Genomic DNA, 23442 nt, shown 5'->3' on the forward strand with positions numbered 1-23442 from the left:
GACGGTAACAAGCCGGCATCGGAGTCGGATGCTGCTCGTCTCGCGCGGTCACTCCGGGGCGACCGCGGCGAGCCACTGCCGCACGAGCGGCACGAGCACGGCCGGATCCTCACCGGAGTCGAGGGTGCGGACGGCGCGATCGGGCGCCCGCCAGTCGAGGCGGCCGTCGGGGTCGTCGAGCTCGGGGGCGACGGCGTCGGGGCGGGCGGCGACTCCGCGGTGCAGGATCACCTCGACGCGGTCGCCGGGGCGCAGTCGCAGCGTCACGAGGTGCTCCCCGATCGCGTAGCTGGGGGCGTTCCACTTCACCGACTCGATCAGCCGCGCGTCGGCCGACAGCACCGCCTCCCTCACCCGCTCGATCTGCTCGCGGCGCGGGTGCTGCATCCGGTCGACGTGAGCGGTGGCGGAGGCGTCGAGTCGCGTCATGCGGACACGGTGGCACACGGCGCCCGGCCGCGCGAGGGTTCGCCTGCTGTTCGCCCGGCCACGGCGGCGCCGAGCCTACGCTCGGAGGCATGACGACCGTCGCTGCTTCGACCGCCACCACGGCCCCCGCGCGATGGTCGCTGGCCGCGGCCGGTCTCGTCCTCGCCTCGGCTGCGCTGCAGCTGCTCGCGTCGCTCGAGCGCTGGGTGGTCGCCGCCGACGCCTGGACCCGCACCGACCGGACCATCGAGGACTCGCTCTTCGACTACTTCTTCCCCGCCGACCCGTGGGAGAACGTCGGGGTGTCGGCGCAGCTCTACGGAGTCGGCGGCCTCCTCCTCGCGCTCGGTGTCGTGGCGACCGGGCGGGCGTTCCCGCCGCGGGTGGGGGGCGCGCCGGTCCTCGTCGCCGTGGTGGCCGGGTCGTTCGGGCTCCTCGGGCTGCACGCCCTCGTCTCGGGGCTGCTCGGGGCGCCGTCGCCGCTGCAGAACGTCGGCTTCCAGCTCGTCGTGGGCCTGCTCTCGGCGCTCGCCCTCGTCGCGCTCGCGCTGACCTGGGCGAGGCGCTCGTGGGCGGCGGCGATCGCGGCGCTGCTCCTGCTCGGCGCCACTCTCCCCGGCTACCTGTTCTCGACCTTCTCGATCGCGCCGATGATCACCGGCTACCAGTCGTACGACACGACCCCGTGGAGCGAGACGGTGGTCGCGGGGTTCACCGGCGCGGCGGGCGTGCTGCTGCTCGTCGCGGCGGCGGTGGCCGCGCGCCGGCCGCGCTGAGCCGCTACCGCACCAGCCGCGGCACCACCCGCACCAGCACCACCATCGCCACGAGCTCGACGAGGGTCTGGGTGACCACGACGACCGGCACGAGGGCGAGCGCGGGCGGCAGCGCGAGCGCGAGCGGCAGCACGACGAGCGAGTTGCGCGTGACCCCGCTGAACAGCAGCGCTCGCCGACCCGGGACGTCGAGGCGCGCAACGCGGCCGGCGACGCCTCCGATCACCGTCATCACCACGACGAAGCCGGAGTAGAGCAGCACCAGCACGCCGAGCCGCGGCAGCGCGCCGCCGACGGCGCCGGCCTGCGACGCCACCACGGTGACGAGCGTCGCCACCATCAGCGGCACCATCAGGCCCTGCATCGCGCTCTCGACCCGGCGCCCCGCGACCGAGCGCGCGGCCAGCGCCTGGGTCGCGGCGGCGGCGGCGAGCGGCAGCACGATCAGCAGCAGGAACGCCTCCGCGAAAGGCCCGACCTCGACGGCCGAGACCGCCTCCGCGCCCAGCAGCAGCCGCAGGAGGACCGGCAGCAGCAGGATCTGCGCGAGCATCAGCGGCACCGTCGCCGCGAGCAGGCGCGCCGAGGCGCCGCCGGCCAGCCCGGAGAAGACGATCACGTAGTCGACGCACGGCGCGAGCAGCACGAGCAGCACCCCGAACGCCAGCGCCGGGTCGTCGGCGACGACGCGCGACAGCACGAAGGCCACCACCGGCACCACGACGAAGTTCAGCGCCACGACGGCGGCGAGGAAGCGCCCGTCGCGGAACGCCCGCAGCACCGAGCCGAACGGCACCCCGAGGAAGGTGGCGAACAGCAGCAGCCCGAGGACCGGGGTGATAGCGACGCCGAGCCGCGATGCGGCGGGCACGAGCAGCCCGGCGGCGAGCCCGACGGCGATCGCCCCGAGGTACCAGGCGATCTGGTGCCGCTCGAGCGCCGCCACGACGCGACGGGCGGAGGAAGTGACCACGTCCGTCCCTCCGAGCAGACCCCGCGCAGCTGCGGGGCCCGTCGATTCTCGTCCGTCGCGCAGCAGGATGCGGACCGTCCCTCCGGCAGAGCCGTCAGGTCGTCTTCACCGCGTTGTCCCCGTGGTTGCCGATCACCTCGTAGGCCGTGCTGCCGACCGCCCGCACCGGCTTCGAGTTCAGGTGCCCGGTCGCCCACTGGTTGCCGAGCACCGACACCGCGCGCGCGTTCACGGCCTCGACGCAGTGGGTCCAGCCCGCCCCCGCGTCCTCGCAGGCGAAGATGTTGCCGGTGATGCTGAAGCCGACGGTGCGAGCGGTCGGCGAGACTCCGGTGATCGAGATCGCGGGGTAGGTGTTCGCCCCGGCCTTGCCTCCGTTGCTGATGGCGTTGCCGACGATCTGGATCTGGGCGAGGTCCTCGGTGAGCCACGGCGGCATCGTGTAGACGAGCGACTGCCGGCGCGCCCCCTCCATGATGTTGTTCGCGATCGTGATGCGGCGGTTCCCGCGGAGCTCGATGTTGATCTGCGGCGAGCCGTCGAGGTGGTTGCCGAGGATGCGGATCGGGCCGCCCTCGACCGAGATGTCGGCGTAGGAGGCGCCGATGTTGTTCTCGACGATCCAGGAGTCGATCATCCGGTAGCTCGCCCAGATCCCGGTGCCCGTGCACTGGTCGATGCTGCAGCGCTGGATGCGGTTGAGCAGCCCGAGGTCGCCGAAGGTGCCGTCGTTCAGGCGCATGCCGTAGTCGGTCCAGCCGTAGAGCTGCAGCGAGTCGAGCACCGTCTTGTCGAGGTGGGCCGAGACGCACGGCGAGCCGAGCCCGTTCGCGTCGAGGATCAGGTTCTCGAAGCGGCAGGCCGAGAAGGCCCCGGTCACCACCGGCGCGTCGGTCAGCGAGAGGATGCGCGTCGACAGCTCTCCCGCTCCGCGGAACGCGATGCTCGCGAGCCCGCCGGCCCGCCCGATCGACCCGGCGATCCGGTAGATGCCGCGCGGGAAGTAGACGACCCCTCCGTAGGTGGCGACGGCAGCGTCGATCGCCGCGTCGATGGCCGGCAGGTCGTCGGTGCTGCCGTCGCCGGTCGCTCCGTAGTCCTGCACGTTGTAGACCAGCTCGCCCTTGCCGACCGGGCGCTCGCCGGAGTCGGTGAGCACCGCCTCCGGGAGCTGGGCCACCGGGACGAGGCCGGAGGCGTCGAGCCCCGCGACCCCGCCGGGCACGGCGATCTCGGAGTGCAGCACGGGGTCGGAGGGGGAGGAGGTGGCCAGGGTCGCGCCGAGGGGGGTGGCGAAGAGTCCGCGGCGGGTGAGCTCGGCGGTGACTGCGGTGATGAGGGGCATGCGCTCACCTTCGAGTCCGCACTCGTGCGACGCACACCTCCGGACGGGGGCGATGCGGCTGCAGGGATCGTCGGGATCGGCGGCTCCGGTGCCGCCGGAGGATCGCGGCGGCCCCGCCGGACGGCCCGACAGGTGGGAGCACCCCGCATGAGGACCCCGGCGTCTAGCATGCCCCCATGCAGCGCACCCACGGGCTCGGGCCCCTCGACGTCGTGATCGCCGGTCTCTTCGGCCTTCTGGCGCTCGGCCTGATCGTGAACTCGACGGTGCTCCTGCTCTCCGCCCCTCCCGGCAGCTGGGCGTTCGTCATCGCGTTCGGCGTGGCCGTCGCCCTCACCGCGTCGCTGCGGATCGAGCTCGGCCGCCGCTCGGGCATGCCGACGGCCGGGCTGACGGTGACGCTCCTCGTGGTGCTCCAGCCCGGAGTCGATCCGCTCCGGCTCGTGGGCGTCTGGACGGCGGCGACCCTCGTCGCGCAGCTCGTGCAGACCAGGAGCCCAGCGGTCGCCGCCTACGTCACCGGGCTGGGAGCCCTCGCGGCCATCGCCTACCTCGTGGTCTTCGACGCCCTCCGCGCAGTCGTGACGGCTCCGGTCGCCCTGCTCGCGGCGACCCTCGTCTTCCTCATGATCGTGCTGGCCGTCGACTTCGTGCGGCAGCGCGGGCGCTGGAGCCTCGACTCGACGTTCGGCTTCAGCGCGCTCGTCCCGAGCCGCCTGCTGCTGCTCGTCCTGCTGCTGTGGGCGCTCGCGACCACGATCTGGTTCCTCGACAGCGTCGTCGTCCCGGCCATGGCGGACGACCCGGGGATCGAGCAGAGTCCGATGCTCCTCCTGGGCATCGGAGCGCTGGTCTTCAGCGTCGCCAAGCGGATCGAGGTCAGGCGGGTGCGGAGGCGACTCGCCGGGGTGCTCGACGCGGCCCTCGAGCTGCCGTGGGGAGGCGCGTCGCAGGCCGAGGGCGCGATCATCGCGCACGCGCGCACCTCGATCGAGGCCGATCGCATCGAGGTGCGCGACGAGCCCGCGTCGGGCAGCGAGATCGGCTCGGTCATGCTGCTGCCGGACGGCCGCACCCGCTACGTGGTCGCGTCGAAGCGGGTCAGCGCGGTGCCCTTCGACACCGAGGACGAGCAGATCCTCGACGCGCTGGCGCACATGGGCACCGACACCCTCGGCGCCCGCGACGACGTGGAGTCGCTCCGCCGCTACGTCGACCGCGATCCGCTCACGGGGCTGCCGAACCAGCGGGCGTTCCAGAAGGCGCTGGCCGCCTACAACCGCGACCGCCGGCCGTTCGAGGGCATCGCGGTGCTGTTCCTCGACCTCGACGACTTCAAGGACCTCAACGACGGGCGCGGGCACCACGTGGGCGACAAGATGCTCCGGCTCGTCGGCCAGCGCCTGGGCGGTATCACCGCGGAGGGCGGGTTCGCCGCGCGCATCGGCGGCGACGAGTTCGTGCTGATCCTGCGGGGTCTGCACTCGGCCGACGACGCGCGGAGGCGAGCAGAGGCGCTCATCGAGACGGTGAGCGCCTCCGAGACGGTCGACGGCGACACCCTCGCGCCGGTGGTGAGCGTCGGAGTCGCCTTCTCGGCGCACGAGGAGCGGGATCCGTCGACGATCGTGATCGAGGCCGACCGCAGCATGCTCGCGCTCAAGCGCAGCAGGAGCCGCGCCGGCCGCGAGCGCTCGAGCGCGATCGACGTCACCTCGGTGCTCGTCGATCCACTCAGGGAGGCGGCGGCGCGCGCGGTCCGCGAGGGCACCCTCGACCTGGCGTTCCAGCCGATCGTCGAGCTGGCGACCAACCGCATCTGGGCGTTCGAGGCGCTGCTCAGACTCGACGACCCGATCGTGGGCAGCATCCCCCCGGCCGTGCTGATCCCGAAGGTCCGCGAGCTCGACCTCCTCGACGAGCTCACCGTCCAGGTGGTCGAGAAGGCGATGGCGGCGGCCGAGAGCTTCCGCGACACCGGCGTGGGCGTCGACTGCATGACCGTCAATGTCGACCTCGAGCAGCTCGCTCCCGATCGGCTCGGCGATCGTCTCGCCGGGGTGCCCGCGCGCTTCCCCGGGATCCGCCTCTGCGTCGAGCTGAACGAGCGCTCGCTCGACGACGCGACCGACGAGCTGCGGGCGCACGCCCAGCGCCTGCGCGACGTCGGCGTGCTGATCGCTCTCGACGACTACGGGGCGCAGGGATCGTCGGCGGTCTCGATCGCGACCTTCCCGCTCGACATCGTGAAGCTCGACCGGGCCCTGATCACCGACCTCGCGACCGAGCTCCGCAAGCGCGAGATCGTGCGCGCGATGCAGTCGTACTCCGTCGCCGTCGGGGTCCGCGTGATCGTGGAGGGAGCGGAGGACGCCGAGACGATCGCCCTCCTCCGCGAGCTCGGGGTGACCGACGTGCAGGGGTACGTCTTCGGTCGTCCTGACACTCGGACGGGGGCGGAACACCGATTGCTGACCACCGGATCGGTCGCGGCGCACTCCCTAGACTGACGCCAGAACGGGGCGCCGCAGCCGATTCCACGGCTTCCGCCGAGGCCCGAGCACGACCGTTCGATTCTCCATCCTCGAGCGCCGGCCGGTCCGAGCTCCCGTATGCCGATCGGATCGACGCCCACATGCTCTTCTCCCCCCTGCGCCGGCGCGCTCTCGCAGCCGCCGTCGTCCCGGCGATCTGCGTCGCCCTCACCCTGGGAGCCGCCTCCAGCGCCTCCGCCGCCGACTTCGTCGACCCGGCGACCGGAGCGGTCGTCGAGGCCGCGGCGAGCGGAGCGACGATCACCGTCACCGCCGGTGCGGCGCTCGAGTACCTCACCCTCCCCGTCGCCGACGGCGTCACTCCGACGCGCGTGATCGCGACGCTGGAGGCGTTCGAGCCGCTGACCGGGTCGCTGGCCGTCATCGTGTCGGGCCGCACCGTACAGACCCTCGACGCGTCGACCGCGACGACCCTCGACCTCCCGATCCAGCCCGGAGACGTCGTCGACGGCGTGCTCGCGATCGGATTCCAGCTGAACGGGGCGACCGGCTCCTCCGGCGCGCTCTGCGAGGTCGAGGGCCGCTCGCTCACGGTCTCGGGCATCGGAGTCGTCGGCGACGGCCTCCCCGCGGCGCCCACCACGGTCGGCGACTTCTTCCCCGACGCGATCACCGCCGTCTCGATCGTCGTGCCCGACGGTGCCGACGACGCCCTGCGCGCCGCGGGACTGTCGGCCGCCGCCTCGCTCGCCTCCCGCTACCCCTCCGGAGTCGCCATCACGGTGTCGGAGGAGAGCGCGGTCGACGGCCGCCCCGACCTCGACGCCGCGCAGGGCCGCGTCGTGCGCTTCGAGGCGGGCGACGGCGACGTCGTCACGTCGATCGGCGACGACTCCGGCGTGCCGGCCCTGACGCTCTCGGGTGCCGAGGGCGACCTCGCCACGGCCGGAGCAGCGCTCGGCAGCGACTACGCGGGCCTCGCCTCGAGCGCCACCACGACCGGGCTCTCGCAGAAGATGACCCCGTCGAGCTCGCTCGAGCACACCCTCGCCGACTTCGGCGCCGATCGGATCGCGCTCGGCAGCACCGGTGCGGCGGCGAGCTACACCACCATCACCCAGTCGGCGTTCGGCGGCCCGGTCTCCTCGGTCGAGCTCGAGCTGGTCGGCACGCACTCCGCGATCCCCGAGGGCGTCACGGCGACGGCGAACGTCTACTGGAACGACTTCCTGATCGGCTCGAGCGTCCTCGGCACCGAGACCGCGGTCGACATGGAGCTGTCGGTCCCCACCGGCCAGCTCGGCTCCTCCAACGGACTCTCGGTGCGGCTCTCGGCCGTCCGCGAGAGCGACGGCCTCTGCATCGGCTCCGCCGACTCGGTGCCGATCGAGTTCTTCGTCGACGGGGCGTCCTCGACCGTCACCGGCGTCCGCGGCGAGTCGGCGGCTCCCGGCTTCGGCCGGTTCCCGCAGGCCTTCGGCGGCGAGCTCGCCGTCGCCTTCGGCGAGTCGGCCACCGGCGCCGACGCGCTGCGCAGCGCGGGCGACCTCGTGACCGCGCTGCAGCGGGTCGACTCCTCCCCGCTCGCCGTCTCGGTCGTCGGCCTCGACGACTTCGCCGACTCCGACCGCTCCGGCCTCATCGTCGGGGCGGGCGCCGAGGAGGCGGAGTCGCTGCGCACGCCGCTGCGCCTCGCCGAGTTCACCGCGATCGACTCCTCGAGCCTCGACTACGGAGTCGGCACCGACGCCCCCTACGCCGCACTCGAGGCCTTCACCACCGAGGGGCGCGACCTCGTGCTGCTCGGCGGGTGGAGCCCCGACGGCGACGCCACCGCCTCCTCGGCGCTGCAGTCCTCGATCGGCGCCTACGCGGCCGAGGAGGGCTGGACCTCGCTCTCGGGCAACCTCGCGGTGACCGGATCGGCGACGACCGAGCCGGTGCAGATCGACAGCAACGAGATCACTCCGCAGGCGGAGGTCAAGGACGACTACTCGTCGTACGCGATCTGGTTCGTGGTCGCGATCGTCGTCATCGGCCTGCTGATCCTGCTCGGCTGGCTCGCCCGCCGCCGCCGCGCCCGGGCGGTCGCCGCCTACGTCGACGCGCAGGAGCGCGCCGAGGCGGAGGCGGCAGCAGGCTTGCAGACCACGACTCCGGAGGCGGCAGCGGGTCCGCAGGCTCCGGAGGCGTCCCACGGCGCCCACGCGGCCGATCCGACGCCGCCGGCGCGCCCCGGCACGCCCTCCTCCGACTGACCGGATCCCGGGCCATGACCAGCACGATCACCGCGCCGGCAGCGCGGGCCGCCGCGCCCGCGCGCCGCCCGTGGTGGCTGCGCGCCTGGGACAGGCTCGGTGCGCCCGTCACCGGGCGGCAGGTGCCGGGCACCGTCGTCGTGCTCGTCGTGTCGCTCCTGGTCGGCTTCGCCGCCTGCCTGGTGACCACCTCCTCGGGCATCAACCTCGCCTACGCCGACACGCAGAGCCACCTCTCGATCTCGCGGCGCATCTTCGACTCGAAGGCGCCCGGATTCACGCAGCTCGGCACCGTCTGGCTCCCGATCCCGAGCCTCATCCTCATCCCCTTCGTGCAGTCGCTCTGGCTCTGGCACACCGGCTGGGCCGCAGGCCTGCTCGGCATGGTCTGCCTCGCCGGGACCGCCTGCGGGGTGTACCGGATCTCGGCGCGGGTGGGTCACCTCCGGGCCGGCCGCCTCACCGCCGTGCTGCTCGTCCTGGCGAACCCCGGCGTGCTCTACGCCTACTCGACCGCGATGACGGAGCCGGTGCTGATCGTCACGATGGTCGGCTGCTTCGCCGGCCTCTCGCACTGGGTCACCAGCCGCCGCAACCTGATGGCCGGCGAGATGATGGTCTTCTGCGGGCTGCCCGCCGCGGCGGCCACGCTCTCGCGCTACGAGGGCTGGGTGCTCGTGTTCGGCGGCACGCTCGTCGTGCTGATCGTCGCCTGGCGGCGCAAGAGGTCGCTCTTCTACGCCGTCAAGATGGCCTGCGCCTTCGGGATCCTGCCGCTGATCTCGATCATCTGGTGGCTCGTCTACAACTTCACCGTCTACTCCAACCCGCTCGAGTTCATGAACGGCGAGTACTCGGCCTCGAACCTGCAGAAGGCGGTCGCCGATGCGGGGCTCCTCGCCTACCAGGGCAACGCGGGGCTGACGCTGTGGTCGTACAACTGGGCGGTGCTCGAGACCTCGGGGCTGCTGACGGTCGCCCTCGGCATCGCCGGCGCCCTGGTCCTCGCGTGGCGCCGGGGGATCTCGGACGACGCTCTCGTGATCTGGCTGATGATCGTCTCGTACGCGTTCTCGCTGCTCAGCCTCTACCTCGGCCAGACCCACATGAACAACGACCAGACGCTGCCGACGAACTGGTGGAACAACCGCTACGCGCTCTCGGTGCTGCCGTTCCTCGCGGTGCTCGCGGCGGTGCTCGTCGACGCCGTGCGGCGCCTCCCGCGGATCGGGGTGGGCGCGCTCGGCGCCGTGCTGGTGCTGCTCGGCGTGCAGACCGCGTGGTGGGCGCAGGATCTCGACCGCAACGCCGTGATCGCCGAGGCCACCGGGTACGTCGGCCTCAAGGAGGCGTCGGGGGCGACCGCCGCCGCCGCGTTCCTCGGCGAGAACTACGACGGCGGGGGAGTGCTGATGGACGAGAGCGCCGCCGGCAACGCGCTGCTGCCCGAGATCGGCATACCGCTCAGCGAGTACTACAACCGCTCGGCCGGCGAGCTCTTCGACGAGGCGCTCGCCGCTCCCTACACGCACGCGAAGTGGGTGTTCGTGACGACCGCCGACGCCCCCGAGCTGAGCGAGACCGGAGTCGCCGACCTGGTCTACGACGCGATCACCAGCGACTCCTCGTTCGACACCCGCTACCGCCCCGTGTTCGAGCAGGGCATCTACGTCGTCTACGAGCGGCTCGGAGGCTGACCATGGTCCAGACGCGCACGGCCCGTGTGGGCGAGATCCTGCTCGAGCGCGAGCTGATCACCCAGGAGCAGCTCGACGAGGCACTGCGCCGCCAGGCCCGCGAGGGCGGCCTGCTCGGCCGGCACCTCATCATCGACGGCGCTGTCACCCGCCGCGAGATGTACGCGGCGCTCGCCGAGCAGTGGGACGCCCCGATGGTCGACCTCGTCGAGGAGCCCCCGGGCGCGGCCCTGCTGGCCCGCATCGGCGCCTCGAGCCTGGTCGGCGCCGGCTGGGTGCCGTGGCGAGTGCTCGAGGACGGCACCGGCGTGATCGCGACGTCGGTGCCTCCGACGGCCGCGATGTACGACGAGGCGCGCGAGATGCTCGGGGTCGACCGCATCTCGGTGCGGACGACCACCGACTGGGACATCTTCCAGGCCGTCGAGAGCGCCTGCCGCGCCGCACTGCTGTTCGGCGCCGCCGACGCACTCGCCGTCGAGAGCGGCGACGAGTCGGCGAAGTCGGGGCTGCGCCGCTGGCAGGTGGTCACCCCGCTCGTGCTGGTCGTCGTCGTCGTCGTGGGCGTCGTGCTCGCACCGAGCATCACCTTCGTGATCGTGCTCGCGGCGGCGAACCTGCTGTTCCTGATGAACATCGCGTTCAAGGCGCTGGCCGGGCTTCGCGCCCCGCTCAACAAGAGCTCGGTGACGGCGTGGGAGGAGGAGGTGGCGCTCGAGCGCGGCCGTCGCGGTCTCGCGGTGTCGCCTCCGCGCATGACCGACGACGAGCTGCCGATCTACACGATCCTCGTCCCGGCCTACAAGGAGGCCAACATCATCAGCAAGCTGCTGGTGAACCTCGGCGCGCTCGACTACCCCAAGGCCAAGCTCGAGGTGCTCGTGCTGCTCGAGGCCGACGACGACGAGACGATCGGCGCGGTGCGGCGGATGAACCCGCCCGAGTACGTGCGCATGGTGATCGTGCCGCCGGGAGGCCCGCAGACCAAGCCCCGCGCCTGCAACTACGGCCTCAGCTTCGCCCGCGGCGAGTTCGTCGTGATCTACGACGCCGAGGACCGGCCCGACCCCGACCAGCTGCGCAAGTGCGTGCGGCTGTTCCGCGAGGACGAGTTCGAGCGCCGGCACGTGAACCCCGAGCAGAAGCAGCTCGTCTGCCTCCAGGGCGCGCTGAGCTACTTCAACGCCGACTACAACGTGCTCACCCGGATGTTCGCGGTCGAGTACGCGCACTGGTTCGGCGCGATGCTGCCCGGCCTCGACCAGTCGCACCTGCCGATCCCGCTCGGCGGCACCTCCAACCACTTCGAGACCCGCGTGCTGCGCGAGCTCGGCGCCTGGGACCCGTACAACGTGACCGAGGACGCCGACCTCGGGCTCCGCGTGGCCGCGCACGGCTATCGCGTCGGCGTGGTCGACTCGAACACCTGGGAGGAGGCGTGCGCCGAGGTCCCCGCGTGGATCAAGCAGCGCACCCGGTGGATCAAGGGCTACATGATGACCGCGGGCGTGAACACGCGGCACCCGATCCGCTGGTTCCGCGTGAACGGGATCCTGGGCACGCTGAGCCTGGTCGCGCTGATCATGGGGACGCCGGTCGCGTTCCTCCTGTACCCGCTGGTGCTGGGGTTCACCATCGTCACCTACGTCGGCGTGCAGTTCCTCGGGCTCGACATCCCGGAGTGGCTGATCGTCGCCGGCACGACGAACATGCTGTTCTCGAACGCGCTGATGATCGTGGTGTCGGGCATCGCCGCGTGGAAGCGCTACAACTGGCGGATCGCCGCGTTCGCCGTGCTGAACCCGGTCTACTGGGTGCTGCACTCGATCTCGGCCTGGCGCGCGGCCTGGCAGATCGTCTTCAGCCCGCACAAGTGGGAGAAGACGCCCCACGGGCTGACGGAGGAGTACGAGGACTCCACCATCGGGGCGCCGGCCTGACCGTGTCTCCGAGGCGTCCCGCAGCTGTCGAAGCGTCCAGCTGCGGAGGGACGCCTCGACGGTGCCGGGACGCCTCGGCGGGCGCCGTCGCGGATGGTCAGGCGGGGAGGATCGTCTCGAGATGCGCGAGCACCTCGGCGGTCGTCTCGTCGAAGGGCTCGATCCGCTGCTCCGCGCGGCTGATGGCGGGCGATCCCGGCCTCGCCGACCGGACCCGGGTGCTCCTGACGGAGTCGCCGGTCGGCGGCTGGGGGCTCTGGGGCCACGCGCACACCAACGATGAGCTGGTCGCAGCGGCGCGTGACGAGATCAGCCGGCTGCAGGCGAGCTGACGGGTCACCCGGACGCTCGATCCGTCACAGACGGCCCGAACGCAAGCGGCCGGACGGGCCGTCTCTGACCGATCGATCGGCTCAGAGGGACGATCGGCGCGCTCGCCGAGCACCGACAGCAGGAACCTCGAGAACGGGGACGGATCGTGGCATCCACGACCCCGACTTTTCAAGCTTTACTCCGCTTTATCCAGATCGGATAAAGCGGAGTAAAGCTTGAAATACGCCGCTGCTGACCAGCCCTGGAACCTGCGGCGCCGGGCTGTGGAGTGCGCTCGTCGAGGAGGTGCGGTGCGGCCGGCATGCCGTCAGGGACCCGACTTTCCTTCCGAGCGGATGACGAGTGTTCAGCACCGGGTCGTGCCGGTCGTCTCGTCCCGTCGGCGCGTTCCACCGGAGCCTGTCGGCGGCGATGGAAGCGTGCGTCGCGAGTGGCGCAATGCGATCGCAAGCGGTGGGTCATGCCGTTGAAACGCCCGCGCGCTCTACTGGGAGGGTGCCCGATCACCGGGTCTTCCGAGGAGGTTCGCCGCCATGACCGTCACCCGTCCCGAGGCCCTGTTCAGCGTGACCGGAGTGGTGGTGCCCGGGGATCAGCGGGGTCGCCTCCTCGGGTTCCCGACCGCGAACATCCCGCTCGCCGAGAGCGGGCTCGCCGACGGCGTGTATGCGGGCACCGTGCACGACCGGGCCGACGGCTCGACGCACGTCGCGGCCGTCTCGGTCGGCCGCCGCACCAGCTTCTACGGACGGGACGGGCAGCGCCTGCTCGAGGCGCACCTGCTCGACTTCTCCGGCCCTCTCTACGGGCACGAGATCACGGTCGAGCTGTGCGCGAAGCTGCGCCCGCAGCGCCGCTACCGCGACGCGGAGGCGCTCGTGCAGCAGCTGGGGCGCGACATCGCCGCCACCCGCACCTGGGCTCGCGAGCAGTCCGCCGAGGCGTCGCGGCGACGAGCCGACGTGCGGCCCCGGGCGAAGCGGGCGCACGAGACGAGCGAGCGGATCCGCCGCGAGCGGGAGGAGCAGAGGCTCGCCGCGATCGCGCGCACCGTGACCGAGGTCGGCCCGACCGAGGTGACGCACGAGCTGGTCGCCGTGCGCAGCCGCGTCCCCGTGGCCTACCTCCGCTGGGCCTACCCGAGTGTCGACGAGCTGCTCGCTGCTGCCGCGTCGTTCGCTCCCCGCTCCGACGCCCCGAGCTGAGGCCGCGGGCCCGCGGGCAGCCCCCAGGCGGGCGGCGGCCTCAGACCCGCGCGTGTGGCTAAGCGGCCGACCGGACCGCCCGCGCCTGAGCCGAGGCGGACCGCCGCGTCGAGAGCACCACGCCGGCGGCGACGTAGTAGCTGTGGCTGAACTCCCTCGCGCGACCGTCCTCCCCCACGAGGAGCCTCTCCTTGAGGAGCAGGAGCGTCCCCGGCGCGACGCCGAGCAGACCGGCGGCTCGGTCGCCGGCCCGCACGGCGTGCACGCTGGTCTCGATCCGGTCGAGCGACACTCCGTAGCTGTGGCGGAACAGATCGTCGAAGTCGACCCGGGTCTCGTTCGTCAGCGGACGGGGGTGCTCCACCGGTTCGGAGTAGCGGATGTAGATGACGAAGGGTCGGCCGTCGCGGCGCGAGAGGAAGTGGCCGACGGACACGGTCGGGCAGTCCGTCCCCAGCCGCTCGCCGACGATCGGCGGAGTCGGGATGGTCGCCGCCGAGATGCTCTCGGTGCGATGGCGCCCGGTGTCCTCGGGGGACCAGCCCATGGCGTTGTCGATCGTGAGCTCGGCGATCGGGACGACGACCACAGTGCCGTGGCGACGATCCCGCCGGATGAGGCCCTCGTCGACGAGTTGCGCGAGAGCGGCGCGCACGGTGTTGCGCGAGGTGCTGAACTCCCGGGCGAGATCGTCCTCGACGAGCTGCTCGTCGACGCGGAAGAGCCCGCCGCGGATGGCCGCCCGCAGTTCGGAGTGCACATCGAGCACGGAGCGGCGGTGCGCCGGAGGTCCCTGCTCGGCCGGGCCGGTCGGCGCCGCGGGCCCGCCCCGCTCGAAGCGCACCCGCGGGACCACGGTCGGCGCGTGCGTCGACGCTCCCTCGAGGACGGTCGTCAGCGCGACCCGCGAGGCGAGGTAGTGCGTCACGCTGTACTCGCGCGGGACCCCGTCCTCGCCCCAGATCTGGCGGGACTTCACCAGGAGCGCGGTGCCCGGGGCGACTCCCAGCTGCGCGGCCGCGCGCTCGTCGGCTCCCTTCGCCTCGACCCAGCAGTCGATCGAGCCGATCCGGGTGCCGTAGGTCTGGGCGAACAGCGTCTCGAAGCTGCCGTCGCGTCCGCCGGAGACGGAGGGGCGCTCGGTGCCCGGAGCGAGGCAGAACCGGGTGTAGAGAAGGCTCGGCCGGCCGTCGAGGAGGTCGACCATCTCGGTGCAGTGCACCTGCGCGCTGTCGGTCCCCAGCATCGTCCGCGTGACGGGGGTCGACGGGATCCAGCGGCTCTCGGTCGTCACGAGCTCGTGGTCGGCGTCCTCGGCCCTCGCCCAGGCGACGCCGTTGTCGATGCGGACGTCGGCCAGGCCGCAGAGGATGACGGTGCCGGCGCGAGGCGCCCGGGAGACGACCCCCTCCTCCACCAGCAGCCGGAGGGCCGCGCGCACCGCGTTGCGGCTGACGGAGTACTTGCGCACGAGCACCGACTCCTCGAGCCGGTCGGACGGCGCGATGCTGCCCATCCGGAGTCCGGTGCGCAGCGCTCCGTGCACGCTGAGGACGGAGCGCATCCGCACGAGGTTCTGCTCCGACGCCCGCTCGCGGGCGAGTCGGCGGAACTCGCGTTCCGGCGAGTCCTCGCGGACCGAGTCCTTCCGGGCCGAGTCCTTCTGGTCCTGTCCTTGGTGAGCCGAGGGGTCCATGTGATCTCCAGGAGATTGACTGCGCGGGTCGAATCGAGAGGGATGCACGGCGGCGGGAATCCTGGAGGACAAGGATCCGCCTTTCACATTACGACGGCGTGCGCCTCGGCATTACATCGCTGTTACGCCACCTCGAAGACGATCCGGCGGCGACCGCCTCCGCCGACCGTCCGCCGGGCCCTCGCCGCCCCGACGGCCGTCGCCGCACCGACCCCCGGCGATCCGGCGCGCCGGTCCCGCCCGGCGAACCGGCGCGGAAGCGCGCCTGTCCGCGAGGTCCCAGTCGCGCGGGATTCCGGGTGATCCGGCGGAGGCGGGCGGCGCGGCAGACGCACCTCCGCGCGGCGTAATGACGATGTCACTCCCGCAAGCCGAAGCCGAAATACGCCGTCGATAGGTTCGTGAACGTCCCTGTTCCCCCCTTTCCACGGCGGTGTCGATGTCTGCTCATCCCTTCCATCTCGGCTGGTTCTACTCGAAAGGGTTCGGCCCGAAGGCATGGAAGCACGACTGGGCAGGTTCTGCCGTCGCGCGATTCACGAAGCCCGACATGGCCGTCGATCTGGCCCGCGCGATGGAGCGCGCCGGCTTCGACTACCTGATGCTCGAGGACTCCTCGAACGTCCCGTACACGTACCAGGGCTCGCACGACGCCTACCTGCGGCACTCGGTCGACACTCCCAAGCTCGACCCGATCGTGCTCGCGCCCTTCATCACGGCCGCCACGACGAACCTCGGGGTCGTGGTGACCTGCTCGACGACCGAGTACCACCCGTTCATGCTGGCTCGCAAGATGAACGCCCTCGACCACGTGTCGGAGGGCCGGATCGGCTGGAACGTCGTCACCGGCTCGAACGACGGCGGGGCGCAGAACTACGGGCGCGAGAAGCAGTACCCGCACGACGAGCGCTACGACATGGCGGACGAGTTCCTCACCGTCGCGCACGGGCTCTGGCGCTCGTGGGACGAGGACGCCCTGGTGCTCGACCTCGAGAACGGGGTCTTCGCCGACGGCTCGAAGGTGCACCCGATCCATCACGAGGGGACGTACTTCCGCTCCCGCGGACCGCTCTCCTCTCCGCACTCCCCTCAGGGCTCGCCCGTCATCTGCCAGGCCGGAGGCTCGGGCCGCGGGCGCACGTTCGCCGCGCAGTGGGCGGAGACGATCATCTGCGCGGCGCGCGGGGTCGACCAGATGAAGGCCTACCGCGAGGACGTCCGCGCGAAGGCGGCCCTGGCGGGCCGCGACCCCGACTCGATCAAGGTCCTCTTCCTGATCTCGCCGATCATCGACGAGACGACGGAGGCGGCCCTAGAGCGACGCCAGGCGCGGTACGACTTCGCCGAGCGCGAGACGGAGTTCGGGCTCGCCGCGCTGTCGCGGGGCACCGGGATCGACTTCGCCCAGTTCGCTCTGGACGAGCCGCTCCCGCGCCTGATCTCCAACGGCCACCAGTCGAGCGCCGCGGCGATGGAGGGCAAGGTCCTCCGCGACGTCCTGCGCTACCAGCGGAGCCTCGAGTGCGTCCCGCTCTCGGGCACCGCGAAGGACGTGGCCGCCGAGATGGACGAGCTGATGCAGGAGGTGGGCGGCGACGGCTTCCTCCTGAACGACAGCTACTTCTCGCGCCGCTACGTCGCCGAGATCTGCGACGGTCTCGTGCCCGAGCTGCAGAAGCGCGGCCTCACCCGATCGGCCTACGAGCACAGCACGCTGCGCGAGAACCTGATGGCGTTCTGATGCGACGGCCGCTCCCCTCCTCCCCCCACTCGAGAGAAAGCTGCACCGCATGACGGCCTCCCCGTTCCACCTCGGCTGGTTCTACTCGAAGGGATTCGGGCCCAAGGCGTGGAAGCACGCCTGGGCCGGCTCGGCCGTCTCGCGCTTCGCCCGGCCCGACTTCGCCGTCGACCACGCGCGGGCGATGGAGCGGGCCGGGTTCGACTACTTCATGATCGAGGACTCCTCGAACGTGCCGTACACCTACCAGAACTCGCACGACGCCTACCTGCGGCACTCGGTCGACACCCCGAAGCTCGACCCGTCGATCCTCGCCCCGTTCCTCATCGAGGCGACCGAGAACCTCGGCATCGTGGTCACCTGCTCGACGACCGAGTACCACCCCTTCATGCTCGCGCGGATGATGAACACCTTCGATCACGTGTCGGACGGCCGCATCGGCTGGAACGTGGTGACGGGGTCGAACGACGGCGGGGCGCAGAACTACGGCCGCGACAAGCAGTACCCCCACGACGAGCGCTACGACATGGCCGATGAGTTCCTGCAGGTGGCGCACGGGCTCTGGGAGGGCTGGGAGGAGGACGCGCTGGTCCTCGATCTCGAGAACGGGGTGTTCGCCAACGGGTCGAAGGTGCACCCGCTCGACTTCGAGGGCAAGTACTTCCGCTCCCGCGGTCCGCTCTCCTCCCCGCGATCCCCGCAGGGCTCGCCCGTCATCTGCCAGGCGGGCGGCTCCGCGCGCGGCCGCCGCTTCGCCTCGGAGTGGGCGGAGACGATCATCGTGTCGGCCGGCACCGCCGAGAAGATGAAGGCCTACCGCGACGAGGTGCGAGCCGGTGCGGTGGCGGCCGGACGCGACCCCGACCGCACCAAGCTCATGTTCCTGGTCTCGCCGGTCGTCGACGAGACCACCGATCGCGCGGTCGAGCGCTACCAGCGCCTCGCAGTGCTCGACGCGAACGAGATCGAGTACCAGCTCGCGTCGCTGTCGCGGCAGTCGGGCATCGACTTCTCGCAGTTCGATCTCGACGAGCCGCTGCCCTCGACCCTGGTCTCGAACGGGCACCAGTCGATGGTCGCGCAGTGGGAGGGCCGGGTGCTCCGCGAGGTGATCACCGGCAATCCGCTCAACGCCGGGTCGCTCGGCTACGTCGGCACCCCCGACAGCGTCGCCGGCTACATGGACGAGGTGATGCAGGAGGTGGGCGGCGACGGATTCCTGATCGCGAACAGCTACTTCTCGCGCCGGTACTCCCTCGAGATCTGCGACGGGCTGGTGCCCGAGCTGCAGCGCCGCGGGCTCACCCGCACGCAGTACGAGTTCGACACCTTCCGCGACAACCTCATGGCCTACTGATGCGCCCGACCGATCGAAAGGACAGGACATGATCGTCACCGCCGTGCTCGCACTCGACCACGGAACCACCCTCGACGAGACCGTCGCGGCCGTCACCGCACTGGAGCGCGCCGGTGTCGCCGCGGTCACGGTCCTCGACGCGGCCGACTCCTCCGGGGTGACGCCGTTCGAGTCGACGACGCTCGCCGCACATCTCGCGATGACGACCTCCACGATCGGGATCGTCGCGGCGAACTCCGCGCTCTACGGATTCCCGTACCACGCGGCACGCCGTCTGGCGACGCTGGACCACCTCGCCGCCGGACGCTCCGGCTGGATGCTCAGGACCGCGACGGGAGTCGACGAGGAGTCCGCCTACGACTGGCGCTCCACTCTCGGGCCCGCCGAGGAGCTGCACCGCGCCACCGAGTACGCCGAGATCGCGCTCGAGCTCTGGGCCTCGTGGGAGGACGGCTCGCAGTGGCCCGACGTCGTCACCGGCGACTTCAAGGACGACGCGCGGATCCACCCCATCGACTACCGATCGACGTCGTTCCGCGTGGCGGGCCCGCTCGACGTGCCGCCGTCGCCCGCCCGCCGCCCGGTGCTCTTCGGAGGCGTCCGGACCGAGCACGAGGCCGTGGCGCTCCGACCCGTCGTCGATGTCGCGATCGTCGTCGCTCGCGACCGCTCCCAGGCCGAGCGCCTGGTCTCCTCGGCGCGAGGGGCGAGCCGGATCCTGCTCGCGATCGCGACGGAAGAGGGCGGGGAGGGTCTCGTCGTCGGGGCCGCCGAGCCGATCGCGATCCTCGTCGACGAGCTCGGGGTCGACGGAGTGGCCCTCCGGGGCTCGGTGTCGGGTGCGGCCGCGATCGCGGACCTGGCGGCGCAGCTGGGCGCGACGCGCGACGAGGGGCCGACGCTCGCGGAGGCGCTCGGGATCACGGAACGGATGAGCTACGGAGGACGGGCGGCGTGATGAAGAAGATGCACCTCAGCGTGAACCTGAGCGAGTACGGGAGGCACTCGGGTGCCTGGCGGCATCCGGAGAGCGACCTCACCCGGATCCCCAACACCGCCGTCTACGTCCACACGGTGCAGACGGCCGAGCGGGGCCTGTTCGATCAGGCGTTCATCGCCGACACCCCCGTGCACTCCTGGGGGCGCTCGAGCTCGACCAGCACCCGCCTCGATCCGCTGGAGCTCGCCTCGGCGCTCGCCGCCTGCACCTCCCGCATCGCGATCATCGCGACCCTCTCGACGAGCTACAACGAGCCCTACGACGTGGCGCGCCGTGCCGCGTCGACGGCGTCGATCATGGGCGGGCGGCTGGGGATCAACTACGTCGCCTCCTCGGGAGACGCGACCGCCCGCAACTTCGGCCGCTCGGCGCAGCTGCCGCACGACGAGCGCTACGAGAGATCGAACGAGTTCATCGAGGTCGTGACGAAGCTCTGGGCCGCGGCCGCGACTCCCGAGCTGCCCGCCGAGCGGGTGCGGCACCACGGCAAGCACTTCGACGTCGACGCGGCGCTCGACATCGCGCAGCCTCCGGCCGGCCGGCCGGTCATCGTCCAGGCGGGCTCGTCGTCGGAGGGACGCGATCTGGCGGCGCGCTGGGCCGACGCGATCTACGCGGGCGGCTCGACGCTCGAGCGGGCCAAGGAGTACTACGACGACATCAAGCGCCGAGCGGCCGCCTACGGCCGCGACCCCGACACGGTGAAGGTGCTGCTCGGCATCGCGCCGTTCCTCGGCGAGACGGAGGAGGAGGCGCGGGCGCTGCAGACGGCGCTGGACGACAACCACGCCGAGGGCGCCGACGTGATCGCCCATCTCTCCGGCCTCCTCGAGCACGACCTCACCGCCTACGACCCCGACGGGCCGCTGCCGTTCGATCTGCTGCCGACGGTCACGACCGCGAGCATCAGCCAGGCGACGCTCTTCACGCGGATGGCGCGGGAGGAGGGGCTCACCATCGCCGAGGTCGCCTACCGCTCCTACGTCGGCGGCCTCGCCAACATGCAGTTCGTCTCGACGGGCACGCCCGTGCAGGTCGCGGACACGATGGAGGAGTGGTTCCTCGCCGGCGCCTGCGACGGCTACTCCCTCGTCGCCCCGATCCTGCCCCGGACGATCGACGACTTCGTCGACCTGGTCGTCCCGATCCTCCAGGAGCGGGGACTCTTCCGCACCGCCTACGAGGGATCCACGATCCTCAGCCACTTCGGCCTCGACGCCGTCCACCCCCACGCGGTCGATCCGCGTGCCGAGCTCGCCCACGAGAGAGTCGCCTGATGACCGCGCCCTTCCACCTCGCCTGGTTCACCTCGTTCACCGCGCCGGCGTGGCGCTCCGACTGGGGCGGCGACACCGGAACCGAGTGGATGACCGGCGAGTACTACGTCTCGATGGCCAAGCAGCTCGAGCGGGCCGGCTTCGACTTCATGATGTTCGAGGACTCGACGATGGTCTCGGAGGCGGGCGGCGGCTCGGCCCTGATGGACCTGAAGCACAGCCTCCACTCGCCCAAGCTCGACCCGTTCCCGCTGCTCCCGGTGCTCGCGCGCGCGACGAAGCACATCGGGTTCGTCGCGACCGGATCGACGTCGTTCTACTCGCCGTTCATCCTCGCGCGGGTGATGGCGACGATGGACCACCTCACGGGCGGCCGGGTCGGCTGGAACATCGTCACCTCCTCCGAGGACATCGCCGCTCAGAACTACGGGATGTCGACGCTGCCGCCTCACGACGAGCGCTACGACCGCGCGGAGGAGTTCGTCGAGATCGTGACGAAGCTCTGGGACTCGTGGGAGCCGGGCGCCATCGTCCAGGACCGCGAGACCGGCGTCTACGCGGACCACACGAAGGTGCACCCCATCCACTACGCGGGCAGGTACCACTCCTCGCGCGGACCGCTGAACATGCCGTCCGGTCCGCAGGGGCGCCCGGTGCTCTGCCAGGCGGGCGGCTCGCCCAAGGGCCGCGACTTCGCGGCGCGCAATGCGAACGTCATCGTCGCCAGCAACCCCAACGTCGCGAAGATGAAGGCCTACCGGGCCGACGTCCGCGAGCGGGCCGAGCGGGCGGGGCGCGATCCGGACGACGTCAAGGTCCTCTTCCACGCCGCCCCGGTGCTCGGCGAGACCGAGGCCGAGGCGCGGATGGTGTGGGAGCGGACCTACGGCATGGGCGATCCGCTGCAGGTGGAGCAGACGCTCGCGATCATCTCTGCGGTGACCGAGATCGACTTCTTCCAGTTCGACCTGGACGCGCCGATGCCGCAGGACCTCACGACGAACGGCCACCAGTCGATCCTCGAGGACTTCATGAAGCGCAACGAGGGCAGGACGCTCCGCGAGGCGCTGCCCGAGCGGGCTCAGCTCGGCCCGCAGATGGTCGGGACGATCGCCCAGGTGGCGGACCGGATGGAGGAGATCATGGACGAGGTCGGCGGCGACGGCTTCCTCATCCGCGCCGAGACGGGGCTCACGCACACCCGTCGCTACATCGACGAGATCGCCTCCGGTCTCGCTCCGGAGCTGCGCCGCCGGGGCCTGATCCGCAGCTCCTACGACGCCGCGCACTTCAAGGACAATCTGCTCGCCTACTGACGACGCCCGGGCCGTCGCGGTGCCCCGAGGGGTGCTGCGGCGGCCTTCGTCGTGCACGGCGCCGGCAGCGCGGGCGCCGAGATCCCGACCTCTGCTCGGTCCGGCTCCGGCGAACACTGCGGCGTTGGGGTGAGGAAAGTGCTGCTGACCAGGGATTCCCGATCCGGCAGCATGGCGTAATCGCCTCTTCACCCCTCGCGACCGGCGATGAAACACGCGCTGCCTACCGTTGACTCATCAGCGGCACCGACGAGTACCACCCTCCGCGCAGCGGTATCCCAAGGAGTGAACGAGATGTCAGCGAAACCCTTCCACCTCGCCTGGTTCGGCGCCGGCGGGTTCGGCGTGAAGTCGTGGAACCGGACCTGGTCCGGCCGCGGAGGAGTCGACTGGGCGAGCCCCCAGCTGTGGGTCGACACCGCGCAGGCCCTCGAGCGGGCCCGGTTCGACTACATCATCATCGAGGACTCGAACTACGTGCCCGACGCCTACGGCGGCAACTCGAAGGCGTACCTCTCGAGCGCCACGGCGACTCCCAAGATGGACCCGTCGGTGCTCGCGCCGATCATGTCGCACCTGACCCGGCACATCGGGGTGGTGCCGACGCTCTCGATCACCGAGTACCACCCCTACATGCTCGCCCGGAAGATCAACACCCTCGACCACATGTCCGAGGGGCGCACCGGCTGGAACGTCGTCACCTCCTCCAGCCACCGCGGCGCCCAGAACTACGGCAAGGACCAGCTCGAGGAGCACGACCTCCGCTACGACATGGCGGACGAGTTCTTCGACCTGGCCTGCAAGCTGTGGGAGTCGTGGGACGAGGACGCGGTCGTCGTCGACGAGGAGAACGGCGTCTGGGCCGACTTCGAGAAGGTGCACACCCTCGACTTCGAGGGCCGGTTCTACCGGTCCCGCGGGCCGCTCAACGCCCCGCGGTCGCCGCAGGGGCGCCCCGTGTTCACGCAGGCCGGCGGATCGCCGCGCGGCAAGCGGTTCGCCGCCCGGACGGCGAACTCGGTCATCTCGGGGGTCGAGGGTGGCCCGGAGGCGATGAAGGCGTTCCGCGAGGACATCCGCCGCGAGGCCGTCAGCGCCGGTCGCAACCCCGACGACATCAAGGTGCTCTTCATGGTCTCGCCGGTCCTCGGGGAGACCGATGCGGAGGCTCGGGAGAAGTCGGCGCGTCAGAAGGAGTTCGCGCAGGCCCACCCCGAGCTCGGCCTGCTGCACCTCTCCCGCCACTCCGGGATCGACTTCGCTCAGTTCCCCATCGACGAGCCCATCCCGGTGACGGCGACGACGAACGGCCACCAGCAGATGCTCGCCCAGGCGATCGGCAAGACGCCACGGGAGTTCCTCACCAAGGGGACCGGCTCCCTCGAACTGGTCGGCAGCCCGGCCACCGTCGCGGCTCAGATGGACGAGGTGATGCAGGAGGTCGGCGGAGACGGCTTCCTGATCGCCAACTTCGACCTGAACCGCCGCTACGTCAGCGAGATCGCCGACGGCCTGGTCCCCGCGCTGCAGAGGCGCGGACTGACCCGGACCGAGTACTCGTTCGACACCTTCCGCGACAACCTGCTCGAATTCTAAGAAGTGAT

17 protein-coding genes are annotated in these 23442 nt (G+C 71.4%); 13 read left to right on the forward strand and 4 right to left on the reverse strand.

The window, feature by feature from the left end; all coding sequences use genetic code 11:
• Positions 1–48: 48 nt before the first annotated feature.
• The gene (locus B9Y99_RS16470) at positions 49–429 is read right to left on the reverse strand and encodes a DUF1801 domain-containing protein (protein ID WP_085477703.1); all 381 of its coding nucleotides are present in this window, start codon (positions 427–429) and stop codon (positions 49–51) included.
• 89 nt (positions 430–518) lie between these two features.
• Here B9Y99_RS16470 and B9Y99_RS16475 point away from each other — a divergent pair, with 89 nt between their 5' ends.
• Positions 519–1205 carry a hypothetical protein gene (locus B9Y99_RS16475; protein WP_085477704.1) on the forward strand — a complete coding sequence of 229 codons (687 nt, stop codon included), beginning with the start codon at positions 519–521 and terminating at the stop codon, positions 1203–1205.
• A gap of 4 nt (positions 1206–1209) precedes the next feature.
• On the opposite strand, the gene B9Y99_RS16480 is transcribed toward B9Y99_RS16475, so the two are convergent.
• Both B9Y99_RS16480 and B9Y99_RS16485 read right to left on the reverse strand, forming a co-directional pair.
• Positions 1210–2178, reverse strand: coding sequence for an arsenic resistance protein (locus B9Y99_RS16480; RefSeq protein WP_085477705.1), 969 nt, complete (start codon positions 2176–2178; stop codon positions 1210–1212).
• A 94-nt stretch (positions 2179–2272) separates the two neighbouring features.
• Entirely contained in the window at positions 2273–3523 is a 1251-nt protein-coding gene (locus B9Y99_RS16485) for a glycosyl hydrolase family 28-related protein (protein WP_085477706.1), read from the reverse strand.
• 176 nt (positions 3524–3699) lie between these two features.
• Between B9Y99_RS16485 and B9Y99_RS16490 the strand changes: the two genes are divergently transcribed.
• From B9Y99_RS16490 to B9Y99_RS19105, 6 genes are all read left to right on the forward strand, one after another.
• Entirely contained in the window at positions 3700–6033 is a 2334-nt protein-coding gene (locus tag B9Y99_RS16490) for a putative bifunctional diguanylate cyclase/phosphodiesterase (RefSeq protein ID WP_085477707.1), read from the forward strand.
• 125 nt (positions 6034–6158) lie between these two features.
• Entirely contained in the window at positions 6159–8276 is a 2118-nt protein-coding gene (locus B9Y99_RS16495; protein ID WP_085477708.1) for a hypothetical protein, read from the forward strand.
• A 14-nt stretch (positions 8277–8290) separates the two neighbouring features.
• Positions 8291–9973 carry an ArnT family glycosyltransferase gene (locus B9Y99_RS16500; RefSeq protein WP_085477709.1) on the forward strand — a complete coding sequence of 561 codons (1683 nt, stop codon included), beginning with the start codon at positions 8291–8293 and terminating at the stop codon, positions 9971–9973.
• A 2-nt stretch (positions 9974–9975) separates the two neighbouring features.
• Positions 9976–11913 (forward strand): glycosyltransferase, encoded by a 1938-nt coding sequence (locus B9Y99_RS16505; RefSeq protein ID WP_129588095.1) that lies wholly within the window; start codon positions 9976–9978, stop codon positions 11911–11913.
• A 182-nt stretch (positions 11914–12095) separates the two neighbouring features.
• Positions 12096–12245: a hypothetical protein gene (locus B9Y99_RS18905; protein WP_165759658.1), complete on the forward strand. Its 150-nt coding sequence runs from the start codon at positions 12096–12098 to the stop codon at positions 12243–12245.
• 534 nt (positions 12246–12779) lie between these two features.
• A complete protein-coding gene (locus tag B9Y99_RS19105) occupies positions 12780–13451 on the forward strand; it encodes a riboflavin kinase (RefSeq protein ID WP_085477710.1) in 672 nt (223 codons plus the stop codon).
• A 58-nt stretch (positions 13452–13509) separates the two neighbouring features.
• Here the strand turns inward: B9Y99_RS19105 and B9Y99_RS16515 are convergent, their stop codons facing one another.
• Positions 13510–15147: a GntR family transcriptional regulator gene (locus tag B9Y99_RS16515; RefSeq protein WP_085477711.1), complete on the reverse strand. Its 1638-nt coding sequence runs from the start codon at positions 15145–15147 to the stop codon at positions 13510–13512.
• Positions 15148–15586: 439 nt separating this feature from the next.
• Here B9Y99_RS16515 and B9Y99_RS16520 point away from each other — a divergent pair, with 439 nt between their 5' ends.
• The 6 genes from B9Y99_RS16520 (at position 15587) to B9Y99_RS16545 (ending at position 23434) form a co-directional block, all read left to right on the forward strand.
• Positions 15587–16888, forward strand: a complete 1302-nt coding sequence (locus B9Y99_RS16520) for an NtaA/DmoA family FMN-dependent monooxygenase (RefSeq protein ID WP_085477880.1) — start codon at positions 15587–15589, stop codon at positions 16886–16888.
• Between the two features lie 49 nt (positions 16889–16937).
• On the forward strand, positions 16938–18245 hold the full coding sequence (locus tag B9Y99_RS16525; RefSeq protein ID WP_085477712.1) for an NtaA/DmoA family FMN-dependent monooxygenase: 1308 nt from the start codon (positions 16938–16940) through the stop codon (positions 18243–18245).
• 28 nt (positions 18246–18273) lie between these two features.
• Positions 18274–19203, forward strand: coding sequence for an LLM class flavin-dependent oxidoreductase (locus tag B9Y99_RS16530; RefSeq protein WP_085477713.1), 930 nt, complete (start codon positions 18274–18276; stop codon positions 19201–19203).
• On the forward strand, positions 19203–20522 hold the full coding sequence (locus B9Y99_RS16535; protein ID WP_085477714.1) for an NtaA/DmoA family FMN-dependent monooxygenase: 1320 nt from the start codon (positions 19203–19205) through the stop codon (positions 20520–20522). Before B9Y99_RS16530 ends, B9Y99_RS16535 begins: the two co-directional genes overlap by 1 nt.
• On the forward strand, positions 20522–21838 hold the full coding sequence (locus tag B9Y99_RS16540; RefSeq protein ID WP_085477715.1) for an NtaA/DmoA family FMN-dependent monooxygenase: 1317 nt from the start codon (positions 20522–20524) through the stop codon (positions 21836–21838). The genes B9Y99_RS16535 and B9Y99_RS16540 overlap by 1 nt, the downstream gene beginning before the upstream one ends.
• Positions 21839–22132: 294 nt before the next feature.
• Positions 22133–23434: an NtaA/DmoA family FMN-dependent monooxygenase gene (locus B9Y99_RS16545; protein WP_085477716.1), complete on the forward strand. Its 1302-nt coding sequence runs from the start codon at positions 22133–22135 to the stop codon at positions 23432–23434.
• Positions 23435–23442 lie beyond the last annotated feature (8 nt).

Origin of the sequence: Rathayibacter oskolensis (assembly GCF_900177245.1) — a bacterium.
In the GTDB taxonomy this organism is placed as follows: domain Bacteria; phylum Actinomycetota; class Actinomycetes; order Actinomycetales; family Microbacteriaceae; genus Rathayibacter; species Rathayibacter oskolensis.